This is a genomic window from Paenibacillus sp. YSY-4.3, from assembly GCF_054767475.1.
Map to the genome: position 1 here is coordinate 152,144 of NZ_BAABMC010000001.1, position 18,553 is coordinate 170,696.

The 18,553-nt window shown below is 51.6% G+C and carries 21 protein-coding genes; 14 read left to right on the forward strand and 7 right to left on the reverse strand.

The genetic code is table 11. The features are described 5' to 3' along the window. Nucleotides 1-81 precede the first annotated feature (81 nt). A complete protein-coding gene (locus ACYUJT_RS00625) occupies nucleotides 82-1,461 on the reverse strand; it encodes a sensor histidine kinase (protein ID WP_460317986.1) in 1,380 nt (459 codons plus the stop codon). Continuing rightward, complete coding sequence (locus ACYUJT_RS00630; protein WP_460317987.1) at nucleotides 1,458-2,135, reverse strand: response regulator transcription factor; 678 nt, start codon at nucleotides 2,133-2,135, stop codon at nucleotides 1,458-1,460. Before ACYUJT_RS00630 ends, ACYUJT_RS00625 begins: the two co-directional genes overlap by 4 nt. A 196-nt stretch (nucleotides 2,136-2,331) precedes the next feature. Between ACYUJT_RS00630 and ACYUJT_RS00635 the strand changes: the two genes are divergently transcribed. The 7 genes from ACYUJT_RS00635 (at nucleotide 2,332) to ACYUJT_RS00665 (ending at nucleotide 6,634) form a co-directional block, all read left to right on the forward strand. Beyond that, nucleotides 2,332-3,261 (forward strand): GNAT family N-acetyltransferase, encoded by a 930-nt coding sequence (locus tag ACYUJT_RS00635; protein WP_460317989.1) that lies wholly within the window; start codon nucleotides 2,332-2,334, stop codon nucleotides 3,259-3,261. Further along, nucleotides 3,245-3,412 carry a hypothetical protein gene (locus tag ACYUJT_RS00640; RefSeq protein WP_460317990.1) on the forward strand — a complete coding sequence of 56 codons (168 nt, stop codon included), beginning with the start codon at nucleotides 3,245-3,247 and terminating at the stop codon, nucleotides 3,410-3,412. The genes ACYUJT_RS00635 and ACYUJT_RS00640 overlap by 17 nt, the downstream gene beginning before the upstream one ends. 23 nt (nucleotides 3,413-3,435) lie before the next feature. Continuing rightward, entirely contained in the window at nucleotides 3,436-4,746 is a 1,311-nt protein-coding gene (nagZ, locus tag ACYUJT_RS00645; protein WP_460317991.1) for a beta-N-acetylhexosaminidase, read from the forward strand. A gap of 134 nt (nucleotides 4,747-4,880) precedes the next feature. Further along, the gene (locus ACYUJT_RS00650; protein WP_460317993.1) at nucleotides 4,881-5,615 is read left to right on the forward strand and encodes a DUF1361 domain-containing protein; all 735 of its coding nucleotides are present in this window, start codon (nucleotides 4,881-4,883) and stop codon (nucleotides 5,613-5,615) included. 75 nt (nucleotides 5,616-5,690) lie between these two features. Next, nucleotides 5,691-5,843 carry a hypothetical protein gene (locus ACYUJT_RS00655; RefSeq protein ID WP_460317994.1) on the forward strand — a complete coding sequence of 51 codons (153 nt, stop codon included), beginning with the start codon at nucleotides 5,691-5,693 and terminating at the stop codon, nucleotides 5,841-5,843. Nucleotides 5,844-5,847: 4 nt separating this feature from the next. Further along, a complete protein-coding gene (locus tag ACYUJT_RS00660; RefSeq protein WP_460317995.1) occupies nucleotides 5,848-6,009 on the forward strand; it encodes a hypothetical protein in 162 nt (53 codons plus the stop codon). Nucleotides 6,010-6,034: 25 nt separating this feature from the next. Further along, complete coding sequence (locus ACYUJT_RS00665; protein WP_460317996.1) at nucleotides 6,035-6,634, forward strand: GNAT family N-acetyltransferase; 600 nt, start codon at nucleotides 6,035-6,037, stop codon at nucleotides 6,632-6,634. A gap of 131 nt (nucleotides 6,635-6,765) precedes the next feature. Here ACYUJT_RS00665 and ACYUJT_RS00670 read toward each other — a convergent pair whose 3' ends face one another. Both ACYUJT_RS00670 and ACYUJT_RS00675 read right to left on the reverse strand, forming a co-directional pair. Then, nucleotides 6,766-7,575, reverse strand: coding sequence for a histidinol-phosphatase (locus tag ACYUJT_RS00670; RefSeq protein ID WP_460317998.1), 810 nt, complete (start codon nucleotides 7,573-7,575; stop codon nucleotides 6,766-6,768). A 30-nt stretch (nucleotides 7,576-7,605) separates the two neighbouring features. Then, nucleotides 7,606-8,508, reverse strand: coding sequence for a LysR family transcriptional regulator (locus ACYUJT_RS00675; protein ID WP_460317999.1), 903 nt, complete (start codon nucleotides 8,506-8,508; stop codon nucleotides 7,606-7,608). Nucleotides 8,509-8,791: 283 nt separating this feature from the next. On the opposite strand from ACYUJT_RS00675, the gene ACYUJT_RS00680 reads away from it, so the two are divergent. The 5 genes from ACYUJT_RS00680 to ACYUJT_RS00700 all read left to right on the forward strand — a co-directional run bounded on the left by ACYUJT_RS00680 (nucleotide 8,792) and on the right by ACYUJT_RS00700 (nucleotide 13,758). Continuing rightward, nucleotides 8,792-9,253 (forward strand): chemotaxis protein CheX, encoded by a 462-nt coding sequence (locus ACYUJT_RS00680; RefSeq protein ID WP_460318000.1) that lies wholly within the window; start codon nucleotides 8,792-8,794, stop codon nucleotides 9,251-9,253. A 114-nt stretch (nucleotides 9,254-9,367) separates the two neighbouring features. Further along, on the forward strand, nucleotides 9,368-10,144 hold the full coding sequence (locus ACYUJT_RS00685) for an SDR family NAD(P)-dependent oxidoreductase (RefSeq protein ID WP_460318002.1): 777 nt from the start codon (nucleotides 9,368-9,370) through the stop codon (nucleotides 10,142-10,144). Nucleotides 10,145-10,283: 139 nt separating this feature from the next. Beyond that, nucleotides 10,284-11,741 (forward strand): DEAD/DEAH box helicase, encoded by a 1,458-nt coding sequence (locus ACYUJT_RS00690; protein ID WP_460318003.1) that lies wholly within the window; start codon nucleotides 10,284-10,286, stop codon nucleotides 11,739-11,741. Between the two features lie 37 nt (nucleotides 11,742-11,778). Continuing rightward, complete coding sequence (locus ACYUJT_RS00695; RefSeq protein WP_460318004.1) at nucleotides 11,779-12,525, forward strand: ABC transporter ATP-binding protein; 747 nt, start codon at nucleotides 11,779-11,781, stop codon at nucleotides 12,523-12,525. A 3-nt stretch (nucleotides 12,526-12,528) separates the two neighbouring features. Next, nucleotides 12,529-13,758, forward strand: a complete 1,230-nt coding sequence (locus tag ACYUJT_RS00700; protein WP_460318005.1) for an ABC transporter permease — start codon at nucleotides 12,529-12,531, stop codon at nucleotides 13,756-13,758. Nucleotides 13,759-13,835: 77 nt separating this feature from the next. On the opposite strand, the gene ACYUJT_RS00705 is transcribed toward ACYUJT_RS00700, so the two are convergent. From ACYUJT_RS00705 to ACYUJT_RS00715, 3 genes are all read right to left on the reverse strand, one after another. Further along, nucleotides 13,836-13,967, reverse strand: coding sequence for a YjcZ family sporulation protein (locus ACYUJT_RS00705; protein ID WP_460318006.1), 132 nt, complete (start codon nucleotides 13,965-13,967; stop codon nucleotides 13,836-13,838). Nucleotides 13,968-14,073: 106 nt separating this feature from the next. Further along, nucleotides 14,074-15,369 (reverse strand): aminotransferase class I/II-fold pyridoxal phosphate-dependent enzyme, encoded by a 1,296-nt coding sequence (locus ACYUJT_RS00710; RefSeq protein ID WP_460318007.1) that lies wholly within the window; start codon nucleotides 15,367-15,369, stop codon nucleotides 14,074-14,076. Nucleotides 15,370-15,470: 101 nt separating this feature from the next. Beyond that, nucleotides 15,471-16,094 carry a pyridoxamine 5'-phosphate oxidase family protein gene (locus ACYUJT_RS00715; RefSeq protein ID WP_460318009.1) on the reverse strand — a complete coding sequence of 208 codons (624 nt, stop codon included), beginning with the start codon at nucleotides 16,092-16,094 and terminating at the stop codon, nucleotides 15,471-15,473. Nucleotides 16,095-16,218: 124 nt separating this feature from the next. Between ACYUJT_RS00715 and pdxR the strand changes: the two genes are divergently transcribed. Together pdxR and ACYUJT_RS00725 are read left to right on the forward strand one after the other, a co-directional pair. Next, nucleotides 16,219-17,679: a MocR-like pyridoxine biosynthesis transcription factor PdxR gene (pdxR, locus tag ACYUJT_RS00720; RefSeq protein WP_460318010.1), complete on the forward strand. Its 1,461-nt coding sequence runs from the start codon at nucleotides 16,219-16,221 to the stop codon at nucleotides 17,677-17,679. Between the two features lie 59 nt (nucleotides 17,680-17,738). Continuing rightward, nucleotides 17,739-18,524, forward strand: a complete 786-nt coding sequence (locus tag ACYUJT_RS00725) for a helix-turn-helix domain-containing protein (RefSeq protein ID WP_460318011.1) — start codon at nucleotides 17,739-17,741, stop codon at nucleotides 18,522-18,524. Nucleotides 18,525-18,553: the final 29 nt, after the last annotated feature.

Sequence of the window (18,553 nt, forward strand, 5' to 3'; positions counted from 1 at the left end):
TTCTCTATGAACGGAATATGAACGGGTCATGTCCGACTAGTGCGGTCTATCTTTCTTGCAATTACGCGATAGACGTTTTTGTTAACGACTTGGCAGGGTAATATGGAAAGTGGTACCTTTGCCAAGCTCGCTGGCCGCTTCGATGCGCCCTTGATGCAGCTCAACGATTTTCTGCGTGATGGCCAGACCCAGGCCGCTGCTGCCTTCCTTGCGGTCCCTGGCCCGGTCTACCCGGTAGAAACGGTTGAACACGTAGGGGAGATCCGACTCGGCTATGCCGATGCCTGTATCCTCGATATCCACGCGGCACTCGGCTTCGGTCTGGCGCAGGCGGATCGCGATAGTACCGCCAGGCTCTGTGTATTTGATGCTGTTCGTAATGAGGTTGATCCACACCTGATGCAGCAGCTTGTCATCCCCCACAATAAACGCTGGAGGGAGATCAAGCTCCACGGCCAGCTCCTTCTCGCGCCAGCTCCATTCCAGCATGAACAGCACCTGCCTGATCTGGGCGGACATATCGAATAGCTGCTTGTCCAGAATCGTCTCTTCCTTATCGAGCGAAGCGAGCATCAGCAGCTGCTTGCCAAGCTGGGACATGCGGCGGCTCTCGTTCTCGATGATGGCCAAATACCGCTTCTTCTGCTCCTCCGGCAAATCCGCCGATTGCAGCGTATGCGAGAAGCCTTGAATCGAGGCGAGCGGAGACTGAATTTCATGCGATACGTTGGACACGAATTCTTGACGCATCTGGTCGAGCTGCTCCAGACTCTTGGCCATCTGCATGAAGGTTCCGGCCAGCTTGCCGATTTCGTCCCGCCGTTTCACCTCAAGCTGAATGTTGTAATTGCCTTGGGCAAGTGTTTTGGTCGCCTCGGTCAACTTCACGATCGGATTTACGATGTAGCGGGTGCTGATGATGACGAACAGAATGCTTAATAGAACCGAAAGTACGACCAGTACGGCGAAGAAAATTCTCAGTTCCCCGAACAGGACGCCCACGTTGGGCCTGACGAATAAGGCGTAATCCTGGCCTGCGGCGTGCACAGGCACTCCGACAGTGTTGATCAGCACGTTGTCAAAGAAGCCGGTCACAAAAGGCCCTGTCGAAAATTTGGAGACGCCGTGGTACTCCTCGCCCCGGAGGACGCTTTGTACGATGGCATCATCCAGCTTCGTCTCCCGGAACGGGTCGCCGTAGAAGCTCCCATGCTCGAAGGGCGGAACCAAATACATTTGGTAGCCGAGTTCGCCCACATGGCTGAAGTAGGATACTGGATCGAGCTCTGGGTTTTGCTCGTAGAAAGTACTGATGCTTTTGGCCATCGCCGTAATTTTCTGATCGTTGAACGGCTTCAAAAGATGCTGATAATACAGGTTGGAGCCGACAAAGGCGATGAGAAAGCTCAGGATCATGACGAAGATCGTCGTGATGACGATACGCAAATACAGCGATTTCATCGGGGAGCGACCTCCAGCTTATAGCCTACACCGCGCACCGTGGTGATGCAGAAATCCTGGTGGCTGTCTCCGAACCGGCCGCGAAGGCGCTTGATATGCACGTCAACCGTTCGGTCATCTCCGTCGAAGTCCGTGCCCCATACGAGCTGAATCAACTCTTCCCGCGTAAAAATCCGGTTCGGATAGCTGGCGAGCTGTGAGAGCAAATCGAATTCCCTCAAGGGGATCATAAAAAGTTTGCCGTTGCTATGCACCTCATAGCTTCGCCGGTCGATGACGGTATCGTTCAATCGGATCGTCTCGGCGTTCACCATCTGGTAACGGCGAAGCAGAGCTTTGATGCGGAATAGAAGCTCTTTCGGCTCAAAAGGCTTCGTCAGGTAATCGTCCGTTCCGACGGCGAAACCCATCTCCTTGTCGATCAGTTGATCTTTGGCCGTGAGCAGAATAACGGGGAAGTCATAGTATTCCCGGATCTCCTCACACAGCTGGTACCCGTCTTTGTTCGGCATCATCACGTCGACGATGGCTAGGTGGATCTTCTGGGCTGCAAGCCGGTCAGACGCTTCTCCTCCGTCGGCTGCTTCCACGACGGAATAGCCCTCCGCTTCAAGATAATAACGTACGAGCTCGCGAATATGCGGGTCGTCGTCGGCAATAAGAATATGGATCACGTATTATGCATCTCCTTGTCTGAACTATAAAGCTATAAAGATAAAGCCGTTAAGTGGCAGTCCAACTGAAGCCAATATACCGCAATTTCTTGTCTTTTCACAAATGAGGAAGCAGGCATTATTAGAACAACCTAATTATACATCTTCATGGTAAAATAAGGCTAATCTAAACAAGGTTAAGGGAGGTTCAATGCGCATGAGGATAACCGTCGCCGACAGAGCTGATTTACAGCAAATTTTGCAGCTTCAATATCAGGCTTACGAAAGTGAAGCCCTTATTTATCAGGATGAACAAATCCCGCCGTTAACGCAAACGTTGGAGGACTTCATTGAAGAATCGCATTCGCATACGATTTTGAAAGCCGTGCTGGATGATGGCATGATCATCGGTTCGGCAAGAGCCCGTGAGGGTAATGGAACATGTCATATTGGAAAAGTCATCGTCCACCCTGATTACCAGAATCGAGGGATCGGCACGGCGCTTATTCGGGAGCTTGAGCGGCTATTCGCTCACTGTGCAAGATTCGAGTTGTTTACCGGACATGTAAGCGAAAGAAATCTGTACCTATATAAGAAGCTCGGATACAGCATTTTTCGAACCGAACTGGTGCATGAGCGGTTAAATCTCGTCTTCCTGGAGAAACATATGTACCAGGATGAAAGGGCGGAGCTTCTAACTGCGTTCCAGGATTGGATTGCTTTTGCAGTCAAACTTCGTGAACGGGATGAACCATATTGGAATCAACCGGTTGCTCCGGGAAAATGGCCGTTGCGAGCCGTCGTCAGCCATATCCTGCTGTGGGATAAATACTTTTATAAGCATGCCATCGACAAGATATATAAACAGGAGCCGCTGACCCTTCGGCATACCGACTATGACGAATTCAACCGGAAGGCACAGTTGTATGGTGAGCAGACAAGCATCGCGAGTTTGGCCGAGCAGGCGGTTTTCTACAGGGAGAAGATCATTGCCGCCATCCAGTCATTAACGGACGAATCCTACAATAAAGAATACATCGATGCGGACGGGCATCCGTTTTTCGTAGCGCAATATTTGAAGGATTTCATCCTGCATGACCAGCACCATATGGTTCAGATGGAGGAGAAGCATGGAGAGCAGTGTTAACCCGTTCCGGGAGGCCTGCCGTAAAGGCTGGAGCCTTGGAAAAAAGCTTCTGCGGACGATCTTTATCGTCATCATGATCTTATTCGGCGTGCTCAGTTTATTGCAAATCGCGTTCGCCGTCATTCTGTGGCTGGATTCCATCGGGACATAACGATTAGACAGGAGGCAGGGTTCATGAAGCAAGTGATGCGTTCATACTTGATTGCTATGCTTATATTTGCGCTTGCTATATCGTCGGCTTGTGCGCCTAAGCAAGCGCCAAACACCGATCAAGGCCCGGCGGCACCGGAGCAGTCCGAGACGGATGTTCGGCAGCCTGAGACCGGAGCAAATCCGCAGGGGAACGGCAATCATAGCAACCCTGGACAGGGGGATGATTCCGCCCGGCGGATGCTGGAGCAGTTGAGCACGGCGGAGAAGATTGGCCAATTAGTCGTGGTCGGAGTGGAAGGCACGGCCCCGGACGATACGGCGCGCCAATTCATTGAATCGCACCATGTTGGCGGCTTTATTTTCTACAAGAACAACATTAGCGATTCCAAGCAGGCGGTCGCTTTCTTCAATCAGCTCAAAAAAATGAATGCCAATAATAAGGTGCCATTATTGCTCAGCGTTGACGAAGAAGGAGGCCGGGTTTCCCGTATGCCGGAGGAATTCAAAGCGCTGCCATCTGCGCAGATTATCGGCGAGGCGGGCAGTACGGAGCTGGCGTCCGGCCTCGGATCCGTAATCGGCAAAGAGCTGGCCGGATTCGGCTTGAACATGGATTTTGCACCCGTGTTGGATATTAACAGCAATCCGGATAACCCGGTGATTGGCAGCAGAGCCTTCGGAAGCAATGCAGAGATCGTCAGCGAAATGGGTATTGCCATGTTTCAAGGGATCGGGCAGGAGGGAGTCATCCCTGTGCTCAAGCATTTTCCAGGGCACGGCGACACTTCGGTCGACTCCCATTTAGGCTTGCCTGTGGTTGAGCATGATATGGAGCGGCTGCGGAAGCTGGAGCTTGTGCCCTTTATCCGAGCGATCGAAGAAGGGGCGGACGTCGTGATGGTTGCGCACTTGCTGATGCCAAAGCTTGATGCTGAGCAGCCCGCTTCGTTCTCCAAGGCGGTCATCCACGATGTGCTGCGTGAGGAACTTGGCTTTGAAGGCGTTGTTATCACCGATGATATGACGATGGGAGCGATCGTAAAACACTACGACATCGGGGAAGCGGCAGTAAAGTTCATTCAGGGCGGGGGCAATATCGTGCTGGTCGGACACGAGCGGGAACGGCAGCTTGCGGTAATCGATGCGCTGACTGCGGCCGTGAAGCGTGGAGCTATTTCGCCAGAGGTGCTTGACGAACGGGTATACTCTATTTTGAAGCTGAAAGAGAAGTACGGCCTGAGGGACGATCCGGCGTCCGGTCCCGATATCAAGGTCATTAACCAAGAGATTTCGGATATTTTGACCAAACATAAGATCAGGAAACTAAAATAACACTCAGCCTCCCCTTTTTTTACCAAACACTTGTTTGTCAACAATTGTAACTTTCCGGCTTTGTAGAACGTCTATAGCCTAACAAGACATAACAGAGCTTATGGAAAGTGTTTTGACAGGAGGAGGCATAGCAATTGCAAGATTGGAGATCGCTCGGATACCCGGGCAAATGGGTACTGTATCTGATTCTATTTATCGCCACGTTGATTGGTATGAGATATGTCGTACATACGCAGCTGCCGGAAGGAGGGAGACCTCCGTATTTATTTATGCTGTGGAACACGTTTTTGGCATGGATTCCACTTGGCCTAGCGATCGTGCTGGATATGGTCAGTTTGCTGAAGGGAAAAATGCTAAAGCTGTTGCTGTTCCTTGGAGTCGGGCTGCTGTGGTTGTTTTTCTATCCCAATGCCGCATATTTGATTACGGATCTGCTGCATCCCTTTAACCGCTATCCTATTGCTTCCGGTACGGGAATGCGGTTCTGGGAAGAAAATTTGTTCTGGGATCATTTGTTTACGATGCTCTTCGCCGCATTGCTCGGCCTGGCCGTTGCCACGGCCTCTTTAGCTTCGGTTCATGCGCTCGTTCGCAAATATTTGGGAACGGTTGTAGGCTGGGTATTCGTTGTCGCTGTTTTGCTGCTAAGCAGCTTTGGCGTATACATAGGAAGATTCATTCGCTGGAATAGCTGGGATGTGCTTCAGGAGCCTGTGCGTATTCTGGGCGAAACGATCATATATTTGATGGATTTCGAATATTTGCGGCATGCGATCGGGTTCTGCAAATGGATATTCCTGATTACCTTATTCTGTTATGTGGCTGCTTATTATTTCGGTATTGCGCAGCAACTGCAGAGAAACAGATGAACGTGCTCAATCGGCCTCCTTCTGGGTAATGGTTAGTAGGATGCAAGAACCAGGCTTTACCCAGGAGGGAGCAGCGTGCAATCATGGTGGATATGGTTAAATGTGTTAGGCATGCTTGCTTTGGTCGGCGTGCTGTATATTCTCAACAAAAGGGTCACGAGCCGCTTTATATTGCTTGCGCCGATCGTATTATTTGTCCTCGGCTCGGTTATTTTGTATGTTCTGTAATATCATGCCGGTGGACAACACGTCTAGGCTAGTCGTCGTTATGGAACTGTTCTTCAGCTTTGTAACCGTAGCCTATGCATTATCCATGCTGGGCGTTTTTCGGCAGATATTTAAGGGAAATCCGGAAGCAACGGATCATTCTGAATCCAAAGAAGAAGGATTGTAAAAGAAAAGAATAGGGGGCAGGAGGCATGAGTACACGCGTCAAGCGGGATGGCAGCCAAGCAATTCCCGTGCTGGAAAGTCCGCGTCTGATATTACGCCGGATTACGCCGGAAGATTGCGAGGAGCTGCATCAGTACATGATTCATCCGCTGGTAAGGCGCAGCGCATTGCTCGAGCCGCAGACCCTGCTGTTCCCGGCGCGGCTATACCGTTATTTTGCGGAATGTTACGAGAGCCTTCGCGATCTTCATTTTGCCATAGAATTGAAGCAATCCCGCAGTATCATCGGTGTCTGCTCGTTACAGCATTGGGATCGTCTCCAAGGCAAAGCACGGCTCGGCTATCTGCTGTCCCCGGCATGCTGGGGACAGGGCTATGCGACGGAAGCGGCGAGATCTTTGGTTCATTTCGCATTCGAATCCTTGGAGCTTGAATGGATCGAAGCGCGCTGTTCACAGGATAATTCTGCATCGGAGCGTGTTCTGCAAAAATGCGGGATGACGTATGTTAAGGCGGTGCTTAACGGATCGAGGGAGCGAGGGAATGAAGAGAGGCTCAAGCTGTATGCGATCAACCGGGGGGAATATTGCGAATTAGGTAATAAAAATACATTGTTTGTTACATAAATGAAATATTACTGTGATCGTTCTCTAACAGTAAGGGGGTACACTTAATACATGACCCCCTTTTGAATATATTTGTCTTTGGAACCCAGCGCCGTACGTGTGGGTTCTCTTTTTTTTGTCTTTTTACAATTTTACAGCGGCACCGTCTGTTTGGTTTTGTTTTTGTAATATACCCATTGCGTGAAGCCAATCTCCTTGAGGCGAGCGGCAACCAGCTCCCATTCGTCGGCTACGCGGGAAGGTACGTGAGCGTCCGATCCAAAGGTGACTTCGACCCCGAAATGCAAAGCTCTTTCCAGAATGGAATCCGAAGGGTACCAGCCCCCGGACAGCTTCGTCTTGCCAGAGGTGTTAATCTCTATGGCAACACCTTCCTCGGCAATGACCTTGAGCGTCTCATCAATCGCCTCGGCGGCGGGAATGTCCGAGAATTCCGGATAATTTCCCTTCATGGCGTCAATATGGCCCAGAATTTGGAACATGCCGCTGCGGGCCGATTCCTGGATCAAGGCGTAATAGGCTTCCTTGTCGGCGATGCGCTGCTTCTCGCTCAGCTTCTTCCAGCGGTTTTTATTGAAAATGCTGACGTTTCTGACACTATGAACTGATCCGATAACATAATCGAACGGGTACTTTGCCAGCGTTTGGCGGTAGATTTCGGCATGCTCGGGGAAAAAGTCCGACTCGATTCCGAGCAGAACATCGATTTTTCCTTCATATTCGCGTTTTAGCTGGAGGACTTCCTCGACGTAATTTTTAAACTCCTGCTTAGCCATCGCTATGCTCGGGAAAGGATGTTCCTCCGGACTGCCGAAATATGGAGTGTGGTCGCTGATGCCAATAACGGACAATCCCTCTTTGATGCCAGCCTCAATATAATCACGGATGTTGCCGTCGGCATGGCCGCAGCGGAAGTGGTGGGTGTGCAGATCAAATTTCATGCTGATACTCCTTTTATATATTAGAATAGGTTATTCGGAACCAATGAAATGGGTTTCCGGCATGCCTTTCAAATCGCCAAGGAATTGCTGCATTGCCGAATTGATGTATCGGCCTGATTTATAGATGACGCCGACGGGGTGGGTCGTTTCCAGCTCGGGAATCGGAACGATGTACAATGAGCCCTGACGAAGCTCTCGCATCACGGATTGCTTGGAAATGATCGCGGCGCCCAAATTGATTTCCACCATTCGCTTCACTTCCTCGCTGCTCGACAGCTCTACAACGATTTCAGGTTCTATGGCATGCTTGCGGAAGACCTCGTCGACGAATCGTCTGCCCACGGTATCCGGGGACAGCATGATCATGGGAACATCCCTCAGCATATCCAGCGTGGGCGATTTTGCCTGAGCTAAAGGATGAAGCGGCGACACGACGAGCGCGAACGTATCGTAATATAGGACGGATGCATGAACCTGTGGATTATTCTCGATCAAATAGCCGATGCCGATATCAACGAGTCCTTGCTCTACATTTTGATAAATTTGCGAGGAGGGCATGGACTGAATCGTCGTCTTGATCAGAGGAAATTGGTCTTGGAAATAGGATAGAATCCGCGGCAAAATTTGTATGGCGATCGAAGTGGTCGTGCCCAGTACGATAAGTCCCTGCGGGATATGTTCCATATCGGACAGCTTTTGCTTCAGATCCTCGACAATATCAAGGATAGCCTCGGCACGCTCTAGAAATACCTGTCCGCGATCTGTCAATGTTACAGGCTGATTGCGGTCGACAAGCACCGTATTGAATTCGTCCTCCAGGCTTTTGATTTGTGCGGAAACTGCCGGTTGAGTCAGGTTGAGCATTTCCCCCGCCTTGCGAAAACTTTTGGTCTTGGAAATCATAAGCAGCGTTTCCAGTTGGCTTATGTTCATCCGAACTCTCCTTTCGCAGCTGTTTGTCAGCTTATTTAGATGCCACGATGGCGAACATGTTTATTTCATTAATTATAGGGGATTATCCCTTAATAACGCAATGCAGGACAATTGCCCTCAGGGGATTAGACGCCTTGGAAGAATAAAATGTATATTCCAACAAATTGCATTGTTCGATTTTTAATGACTTATTGGTAGGAATAAAGTATAATGTTGTACAAGCGAAAAAACGGGACTTTTGTATTGAATTAATTACTTCCAAGTGTAAAGGGGCGCATAAATAGTGAAAGCGGAAGTGATAAATCCTTTTCTGGAATCCGCAAGGTCGGTCATTGAACAGGTCATTCAGATCTCACCTTCTACAGGGAATCTTGGAGTCAAAGATATTACTCCGATGCATGATCATATATGGATACAAATCGGTATGACCGGGCATTACAGCGGTATGGTCGTGTTCGGCCTTCAAGAGACGGTTGCTTTGCGGATCGTGTCGGCCATGATGGGCGGATTTGTTCTTACCGAAATGGACGAAATGGGTCAAAGTGCTATTTCAGAGCTTGGCAACATGATTAGTGGAAATGCCAGCACGATTTTATCGAATCAAGGCTACGTTGTCGACATTACTCCGCCTCAAGTCATCAAGACCGGCACAGCCATGAATGATACAACCCCTCGCAAAGCATTATGCATCCCGCTGATGATGGACGGAATCGGTGAACTGGATATTCAAGTCATGATCTCTTAGAATAAGAATAGAATTTACGGAACCGGGAACTAGCTCTAAAAATCGCGTATTTTTTGGATGCTAGTTCTTTATTTCTGTCCGGATGATCCTGTGGAAGAGATGAGGACTATGCATATGTCGTTAAAGAATCAGGTTGTTGTAGTTACGGGAGCTTCAAGCGGAATTGGAGCCTTGACGGCTCGAATGCTGTCCAAACGCGGCGCGGACGTGATACTAGCATCCCGGTCGGTCGATAAACTGGAGAAGATCGGAGCGGAGCTTCGAGGTCCATTCAAGCTGGTGCCCATGGATGTAGGGGACGACGAATCCGTTGCTGACGGGTTTAAAGAAATCTACGCTCAGTACGGCAGGGTGGACTGCCTATTGAACAATGCCGGCTACGGCAAATTTACATATTGCGACGAGATGCCGCTTGCAGAGTTTGCCGCCATGATGGACGTGAATTACATGGGGGTCGTAAGATGTACTAAGGCCGTACTTCCTTATATGAAGCAGGCTCGATCCGGGCGAATCGTCAACGTCGCTTCCCTTGCGGGTAAGCTGGGAACAGCGAAATCGACGGCCTATAGTGCTACGAAGCATGCCGTATTGGGCTTCAGCAGCGCGCTTCGTCAGGAGGTCCGGGAATATGGCATTAAAGTAACCACGATCAACCCAGGGCCGATCGACACTCCGTTTTTTGATTTGGCTGACCCTACCGGTCAATATGTGAACAACGTGAAATGGCTCATGCTAAAGCCGGAACGGGTCGCGAGAGCGATTGTCGCTGCCGTGGAGAAAGGGCCGATGGAAGTGAATATGCCATGGGCCTTCGGAGCAGGCGCGAAGTTTTATCAGCTGTTTCCTCGTCTTGCGGATATGCTGAGCTACCGGATGTTAAATAAGAAATAGAAGATGAGCCGGCTGGATTCAGCCGGTTTTTTTTAGGGCTCGGAAAGCTCGGAGGAAATAAAAATCATGGCGAATTTGGTGGGATTTGCTGTTATCGCATATAATGAAAGATATGACTTTTACGTGAGGATGAACAGATATGAATACGACAAGTTTTGCCGGATTAGGTATTGAGGAGCCGCTGCTATCCAGATTGGCGGAATACGGAATTAACGAGCCATCGCCAGTGCAGGCGGAGAGCATCCCTGCTGCGCTGAGCGGCCGCGACGTGCTGGCCCAGTCGCAGACGGGGACGGGAAAGACGCTGGCTTATCTGCTGCCGATGTTGCAAAAAATGAATACTGCGGAGAAGACGCTGCAGGGAATTGTATTGGCGCCGACACAAGAGTTGGCGATGCAAATTTACCGCGAAGCTGAGAAATATGGCGAGCCGCTGGGCGTGGGTGTCCAAGCCTTGATCGGCGGGGCGGCGATCAAACGGCAGTTGGAGCGGCTCAAGCAGCACCCGCAGCTTGTGGTCGGAACGCCGGGACGAATCCGCGAAATTCTGGCTTTGCGCAAGCTAAAACTGCATACGGTGCGCATGGTTGTCGTCGATGAAGTGGATCAAATGTTCCAGTTGGGCGGAACAGCCGACGTCGAACATATTTTGCGGGGAACGCTGCGGGAGAGGCAGCTGATGTTCTTGTCGGCCACGATCAATGCGGAGATTAGGAATCTTGCCGGAAGGGAGATGACAGATCCCGTAGAGATCGGCATTGAGCCGGAACAGCGTACCGCCAAAAGCCTGGAGCATATTTACTTTATGACGGAGGAACGCGAAAAAATCGATATGCTGCGCCGAATCATCCGGCATTATGATCCGTCTCGGACGATTGTGTTCATTAATCACACAGACAATATTGCCGAGGTCGAGGCGAAGATGAATTTCGTCGGTCTTAGCGCCGGAGCGTTATATGGGGATGCCGACAAAACGGTTAGGGCCGCTACGCTGCGCCGTTTCCGCGAAGGGAAAATTCGTGTACTGGTCGCCAGCGATATCGCGGCCCGCGGATTGGATATCGAGGAGCTTGAGCTCGTCGTCAATCTCGATCCTCCGCCGGATACGGAGTACTACGTGCACCGTGTCGGCCGTACAGGACGAATGGGGCGCAAAGGGCTGGCTATATCGATCATTTCTGCTAAAGAGGAGTTCATTATTCGTAAATTTGCGAGGGAGCTGGGAATCAAAATCTCCGCTCGGACTATGTATGCCGGCAAAGTTATTGACCCGGATGCATCCTCTGGCGGGCGAAACAAGACCACTCAAGGGACAGGCCGGGCTTCAGGATCTGCTGGGCAAGGAGCGGCAAGAGAAGGTACTGCGAGACAAAGTACTGCCAAGCAGGGGACTGCAAAAGGAACGCAAGCTAGACGAGGAGAAGGAAGAGCGGATGTATCCGGGGCTGCCATTGGCAGCAGCGGAGGGGCAAAACGGCCTGGTTCAGGAGCCGTAAAGGGAAGCAGCACGAACGGCGGAAGGAAGAATGACAGGAATCAGGACCGCAAGAACAAAGGGGCTCCCCGGTGGCTGAAGGAGAAGCGGAATAAAGAATAGGTTAAGCGTTAAGAATTGAGGATTGGGGGGAACGGTTGTGAGTGAAACGCCCGTTTTGCAGGTAGAAGAACTGAGCGGGGGCTACAGCCTTGGTCGTCCCGTGCTGCATGACATCCAATTTGATGTGCAGCCTGGAGAAATGGTCGGCCTGATCGGGCTGAATGGAGCGGGCAAGAGTACGACGATGAAGCATATTCTGGGATTGATGACGCCTCATCGAGGCGGCGTCGTAATTCAAGGCAAGACGCGCAGCGAGGAGCCGGAGGCTTACCAGTCCTCCTTGGCTTTTGTCCCGGAGTCGCCGTTGTTGTATGAAGAGCTGACCGTAAGAGAGCATCTGGAATTCGCGGCCAGAGCCTACAACGTGGAGCGAAAGGATTATGAGGAGCGTTCAAAGCGGCTGCTGAAGCTCTTCCATATGGAGGAGAAGGCGGACAGCCTATCGATGCATCTATCCAAAGGCATGAAGCAGAAAGTCATGATTATGTGCGCTTTCGTAGCCCGGCCTCCGCTCTATATTATTGATGAGCCGTTTTTGGGACTGGATCCGCTCGGAATCCGTTCCCTGCTGGATTTCATGATGGAGATGAAAGAGAGCGGGTCTTCGATCCTGCTCAGCTCGCATATTTTATCGACGATTGAAAATTATTGCGACCGGTTTATTGTACTTCACAAAGGCAGAGTCATCGCTCAAGGGACCCTGAATGAAATAGCCGAGCAGGCCCAGATGCCGGGTGCATCGCTTGAGAACATGTTCTATGCCTTGGTCAAGGACGGGGAGTAGGAGATGGAACTGAGGGCGCTGCGCAGCCAGCGCAAATCATCGTTTTGGGGACAGGTCATTCCTTATCTGCCTTACGTATTTCAGAGTGGAGTCGCGGTCGTGCTCCTCATATTGTGTATTGTTTTCTCGGCATGGTACACTTCATTCCTTCAGGCCCTGCCACCTGATCTGCCCGTCCGCTGGATCATGCTCCTACTGCTCGGGCCGCTCACGGTATATTCCGGGTTTCGAACTTATGTGCAGCCGGCGGACGTCATTTTTCTGCTGCCGCAGGAATCGAAAATGAAGCAATATTTGTCCCCAGCGTATTTTAGCGGGGTAATTTACAAGCTGCTCGGGCTGTATCTGGTCACCGTTACCGCTTGGCCTATGTATGTCCTAAGCGGGGAAGCAGCCATCCCATTGTGGGCAATGCTGCTTGTACTGCTGCTCCTGAAGGTGCTGAGCGCTTACGGGGCCTGGCAGGAAGTTAGAATTGCGACATCCCGGGCCAGGGCAGGCTACCGCCTGCTCCGCTGGTGCTTTATCCTGCTTATGCTCGCGGCCTGGATCTGGCTGCCGGAATGGTGGAAGAGCCTGTTGTTCATGCTGCTGCTGAGCGCGAATTACGTACTTGCCTTGCGTTTTCCGATGAAGCATGCCGTCCCTTGGGAGAGCTTGATTGCTAACGAGAAGGCCGGAGCGGCCCGGACGATGATGATTCTCGGCTGGTTTGTGGAGATACCGGCGGAAGGACAGAAGGTCGTTCGCCGCCGCTGGCTCTCTACGGCGGGGAACCGGGTTCCCTGGAAACAGGGAACCTCGTACCGTTATTTGCTGATGAAGACCTTTGTTAGAAGCGAGCTGCTTGGCATCATAACTCGTTTAACGCTGCTTGGCATGCTGATCATATATTGGACGGGGCATTCCTGGATCGGAGCTGCTGTTTATGTGTTCTTTATTTTCATTATCGGCACTCAGCTATCCGCGCTTCGCTTTGTCCACCGTGATTCTCCGGCAGCTTCCTATTACCCGATTATGCAAGGGGTGCGGATCAAGGAAGTGCTGCGGCTGATTACGAAGCTGCTGCTTGTTTTGGCAGTTGTTCTATGGCTGCCCCTGCTTGCGGCTTCTGCGGGTACCGATTCGGTTCTGCTGATCAGCGCGGGCGGATTGGCCGCAGGCGTGCTGCTCGTACTGCTGCTTCGTGCGAACTGGACCCGCAAATGGAGCAAACTTGAAGAAGACGACTAGAATGATCAAAAAGACTTAAATCTACGACAAAACGCCCTGCAGCTGCAGGGCGTTTTATTTCGTTCCAGGTCCGTGGATTAAATGAAAACACGGCTTACAATGACTAATAAAATAAACAGTACGAGAATCGTACCTGTGCTGGTCCCCAGTCCAGGGCCAAATCCGCCACAGCTGCCACAACCGCCTCTTACTCCGTCAACACCGCTCATATACATACCCCTTTCCACACTGACATAGTGTAAATGTCTACATCGTATTGTATGTTAAGGGGTAAACGCATGCTTGGGCGATTGTGCCGCTTCCCGTTACGTGTTATTAGCCTCTCAAGTCCAGAACGGCTTTGTATATAATATCGAACAGTTCTTCCAGATTCTCCTCGGCAATGCAGGAGAAGGCGACGCGCAGATCGTGATCGCCAAGGGCGATAGTTCCGACACCGTATTCCTGAAGTAAGCGTTGACGAACTGCCTCGGCCAGAACATCCTTCAGCTTAAGGCACATGAAGTAGCCTGAATTGAACGGGTAGTATTCCCATACACCGCCGTATTTTCCGCTGTCGAGCAGGGATTTTACCTTGTTGGCGCGGCCCTTCATAATATGGAACTTTTCTTCTTTCTGCCCTTCGAATTCCGGCGACTTCAGCGCATGGAGGATAAACGTCTGCGACGGGTGAGAGCAGCTTGATACGGTGGCGCGAATGATGCCCAGCGTTTTCTGCTCCAGAGCTGCAAGAACCTCCTTGCTCTCCGCTGCAAAGGTAATGAAGCCGACCCGGAATCCCCAGACGTATTCTTCCTTGGTGGCGCCGTCCACTTTTACGGGCAAAATGCGCGGATGAAGTCCGGCGAGCTTCCCGAAGAGAGATTCGGACAAGGAATTCTCAAAGAATAGTCCGAAGTAGGCGTCATCAGTAACGACCACAACGTTGATGCCCGCTTCCGCAGCTTCCTGGATGGCGGCGATGATTTGTTCCCCTTCTTGGGCACCCGGAGTGTAGCCGGTCGGATTATTCGGGAAATTAAGAACAACAACGGCTTTGCCTTTGTCTTTTTGCGCAAGAAGTGACTCGCGGAGACCCTCGCTATTGAACTTCATATCTTCCGTGAATAGCGGATAGTTAACGATGGCGCCGTGACGGCGAATGCCGAAAGTCAGTTCATAGTTCTCCCAATTTTTGTCCGGATAGATCACGGCGTCCCCTTCATCGACGAACAGGTCTGCTACGATGCTGAGCCCGTGCGTCAACGCGTTGGTTACTACGGGATTGCCGAAGCTTTTGCCGTCTAGGGAAGGATTCTCGCGGATCATCTTCTCACGCCAGACGCTTCTTAGCTCGGGTTTGCCGGCAGGGGGAGCGTATGGGTACAAGTCCTGCGGCTTATAGGCGGACAAGTTGTCTTGAATGACAGCAAGATGCATCGGGCCGCCGTTCTCCGTGGCAATTCCGATCGTGGCATTGAACTTCTTCGCAAGGCTGGAGGCTTCAGCGGATTGGCTGAGGATTCCTTCTTTGGGGAAATAAATCTCCTTGCCCAGCGTGGACAACATTTCATATAAATGGGCGTTACCTGCTTTAAGACTTTCGTTCAACTGCTCCGCAAGTGGATTCATTGCGTAATCATCCTTCCGATCAGTTTGATATAATAGTTAGCTTCCGAATTTACTGCCTAACATTATATCACTTTGACTGTATGGAGTCGATGGAATTCATCTTAGCCCCCGGCATGATGAGGACAGTACTTATGCATGAGCTCCACCGTCTCCTTATCTAAATCCCCGCCTCTCTCCTGAAGCCCTTGAAGAACGTCTTCGAAGCTGCTGCTATTTAAGTTTTGTCCAAATTTGAATTTGGCGCTGATGTTCTCTGGAACGATGCGAAAGAGAGCGACGGCCTTTAATTGCCCGGCGTACCGCGGATCTTCCGGATCGATAGGCTCATAGCCGCCTTCCGGCTGCAGCTTCTCCATGAATAGCGTGAAGGCTTCGGCTTTTTCCTCTAAATCGTTCACGACTTCGGCGTGTCCCCGAACCATGACGCTCTTGAAATAGGCGGAGGCCGGACAAGCCAGCTGTGGATGGGTGAAGTAGGACGGAATGATTGCATACTCCTTGGCCACCGTGAAGCTTACTTGCGGATTTGCCTTTAAATGCTTCATTTTCTCCCCGGCGAGGCTGCCGTGGAAATAAAAATAACCATTCCCGTATACAAAATTCAAAGGAGTAACCCGGCATGCGCCGTCACTGCCCACGGTTCCGAGAAAGCCGAAGCTCATCTCCCGCAGGAAATCGGCGATTTCTTGTTCGTCTTCGCTCATCGAAAATTCTTTTCTTCTCATCATGCAATCCCCCATACGATCATTTATAGTAGCTTCAACTTAGTGTATGGGCTGAATTGACAATAAAAAAGAACCAATTTACATTAATTTTATTAGTCCACTTTACGAAGAGAGGTTGTTACCCGTGGATTTTATTCTACCGCTGGAAAAGCATAGCAAGCAGCATCGCTATAAATATTGGGCGCTTTATCATGCGCTGCGCGAGGCCATTCACGAAGGTACTCTTCCCGAGGGTACCCGCCTGCCCTCCACGCGCGAATTAGCCGTGCTGTACGGCGTATCCCGCGGCAGCGTCTCGCAGGCCTACGATATGCTGCACGGCGACGGTTATATACGCTCGGTTGCGGGGAGCGGCACATTTGTGTCCGGTGCCGCTCCCCGGTTAGAAGAGGAGCCCCGCAGAGGTGCGGCGATCGAACTGTCGGCATGGGGGCGTACTGTATCGGGCTCGCCGTTAAGGACGGAGGAGGCAGAGCCTTCTTCGGGCAGCATGATCTCATTTTGCGATGCCGGACCTTCCCTGGATTTATTTCCGCTCGCCGAATGGAAGAGCGCGATCGCTGCTGCGGTCAGGGAGGAGCTCGATGCTTCCTCCCTGATGCTTGAGGACGCGGCTGGCGATATCGAGCTGCGCGAAGCCATCGCGGCTCATCTGCGGCGCAGCCGCGGCATTGCGGCAGATGCGGAGCACATCTGCCTGTTCAATGGCTCCATGCAGGCGCTGGTGCTGCTGACCCAGCTTCTGCTGGGTCAGGGCCAGCCGGCGGTACTGGAGACCCCGTGTTACACGGGGATCTCCAGAGCCGTCGCCGCCTGCGGAGCCATCGCCGTCCCCGCGCCGGTGGACGGCGAAGGCATCGTGCCGCGCGATTGGGACGCGCGGCTGCTGTTTGTGACGCCGGGCCGGCAATTCCCGACCGGCGCAGTGCTGTCCCCGGCGCGGCGCCGGGAACTGCTTGCATGGGCGGCGCGGCGGAACGCTGTCATCATCGAAGATGATTATGACAGCGAGTTTCGCTTCGCGGGCCGCCCGCTGGAGCCGCTGAAGGCACTCGACCGCGAGGAGCGGGTCGTGTATGTCGGCTCCTTCTCCAAGACGATGTTCGCCGCGCTTCGCATCGGCTACGCCGTGCTGCCGCCCAGCCTCGTCCAGCCGGTGATCCGCGCCAAGGCGCTGTACGAGCCCGTATCGCCAGCGAGGCTGGAGCAGCGTGCGCTGGCACGGTTTATGCGGCGTGGAGAATATGCCCGCCATCTGCGGAGGATGCGGCGCTACTATGGGGAGAAACATAGATGGTTCCGCGCGATGATGCATAAACATGCCGGGGAGTTGTTTGAGCTCCAGCCTTCGGATGCAGGCTTGCTCATTTACGCGCGTTGGCGCGGTCAGGAGGAGGATTACGAGCTGTTTCGCGAAGCGGCGCTTGCGGGCGGTGTACAATTCCGGGATGCTGCCGATTACCAATTGGCACCCGGAGCTCCTGCGGCTTGTTTCTGCTTTGCCCATTTGGATCAAGAGCAGATAGAGGAAGGAATTCGGCGTATGGCGGATGTGTGGAAAGTTATTTTAAGCAGGCGCAAGTAGACGATATAATATAGCTAGAAATGGCAAGTAGGGATATTTTGACTCAGGAGGGAAAGGACATGCTCCACGTATCACCATCCTCGATCATATTGAAGCCGGCTTTTGCAAAAATCGTCTGCGAGCCAGGCTGGAAATGGCATAAGCGGGATAAGCCGCTGGCGAATTACGATTTATTCTATGTATGGAGCGGGGAAGGCATAGTCACTTTGAATAACCAGCCGATCCCTGTCGCCAAAGGAAGCTGCTTTTTGTTTCGGCGCGGCGACCATACTAGCGCTACGCATAATCCGCAGCGTCCGCTTGTCTTGACCTATATTCATTTTGATCTGAGTGAGCCCGTTAGCGAGGTGCCGAATCCTTATCGCAAGTTAGAGGATACGCTTGATTTCGAATACTTGCTGTCGCGTTACGTACGCCTTTTTCTGCTTAAAGCTTACGCCTTTGAGGAAGAAGCACAGTTGATTCTCAAACAACTGCTGATTCACCTGCTGCGCGAGGAACGCTATATTCCCGTGGAGAAAAAGGTGAGCAATCAGCTGGTAGAAATTATTCTGGAGGCAGCCAATTACGTTGTGCAGCACCCGGGTCTGCCGCATAAAGTAGAAAGTTTGGCGGCGCGCGCAGGGCTTTCGCCAAGATATTTTTCTACGAAGTTCAAGGAACTGATTGGCATGCCGGTTCAGGCATACATCATTAAATCAAGAATAGACCGGGCCCAGCATCTGCTTCTGCATGCGGGGATGAATGTGACTGAGGTGGCCGATGCGCTTGGATATAAGGATATTTTCTTTTTTAGCCGCCAATTCAAGCAGCATACCGGACGAAGTCCATCGGAAATCAGATAAGGAAAAAAATTCAAAATAAAAGTGTTTCA

Excerpts from the sequence above, each read along its gene's own strand:
- ACYUJT_RS00625 (WP_460317986.1), bottom strand. The coding sequence starts at position 1,461 with ATGAAATCGCTGTATTTGCGTATCGTCATCACGACGATCTTCGTCATG.
- ACYUJT_RS00635 (WP_460317989.1), top strand. The coding sequence starts at position 2,332 with ATGAGGATAACCGTCGCCGACAGAGCTGATTTACAGCAAATTTTGCAG.
- ACYUJT_RS00640 (WP_460317990.1), top strand. The coding sequence starts at position 3,245 with ATGGAGAGCAGTGTTAACCCGTTCCGGGAGGCCTGCCGTAAAGGCTGG.
- nagZ (WP_460317991.1), top strand. The coding sequence starts at position 3,436 with ATGAAGCAAGTGATGCGTTCATACTTGATTGCTATGCTTATATTTGCG.
- ACYUJT_RS00660 (WP_460317995.1), top strand. The coding sequence starts at position 5,848 with ATGCCGGTGGACAACACGTCTAGGCTAGTCGTCGTTATGGAACTGTTC.
- ACYUJT_RS00665 (WP_460317996.1), top strand. The coding sequence starts at position 6,035 with ATGAGTACACGCGTCAAGCGGGATGGCAGCCAAGCAATTCCCGTGCTG.
- ACYUJT_RS00670 (WP_460317998.1), bottom strand. The coding sequence starts at position 7,575 with ATGAAATTTGATCTGCACACCCACCACTTCCGCTGCGGCCATGCCGAC.
- ACYUJT_RS00675 (WP_460317999.1), bottom strand. The coding sequence starts at position 8,508 with ATGAACATAAGCCAACTGGAAACGCTGCTTATGATTTCCAAGACCAAA.
- ACYUJT_RS00685 (WP_460318002.1), top strand. The coding sequence starts at position 9,368 with ATGTCGTTAAAGAATCAGGTTGTTGTAGTTACGGGAGCTTCAAGCGGA.
- ACYUJT_RS00690 (WP_460318003.1), top strand. The coding sequence starts at position 10,284 with ATGAATACGACAAGTTTTGCCGGATTAGGTATTGAGGAGCCGCTGCTA.
- ACYUJT_RS00700 (WP_460318005.1), top strand. The coding sequence starts at position 12,529 with ATGGAACTGAGGGCGCTGCGCAGCCAGCGCAAATCATCGTTTTGGGGA.
- ACYUJT_RS00705 (WP_460318006.1), bottom strand. The coding sequence starts at position 13,967 with ATGAGCGGTGTTGACGGAGTAAGAGGCGGTTGTGGCAGCTGTGGCGGA.
- ACYUJT_RS00710 (WP_460318007.1), bottom strand. The coding sequence starts at position 15,369 with ATGAATCCACTTGCGGAGCAGTTGAACGAAAGTCTTAAAGCAGGTAAC.
- ACYUJT_RS00715 (WP_460318009.1), bottom strand. The coding sequence starts at position 16,094 with ATGAGAAGAAAAGAATTTTCGATGAGCGAAGACGAACAAGAAATCGCC.
- ACYUJT_RS00725 (WP_460318011.1), top strand. The coding sequence starts at position 17,739 with ATGCTCCACGTATCACCATCCTCGATCATATTGAAGCCGGCTTTTGCA.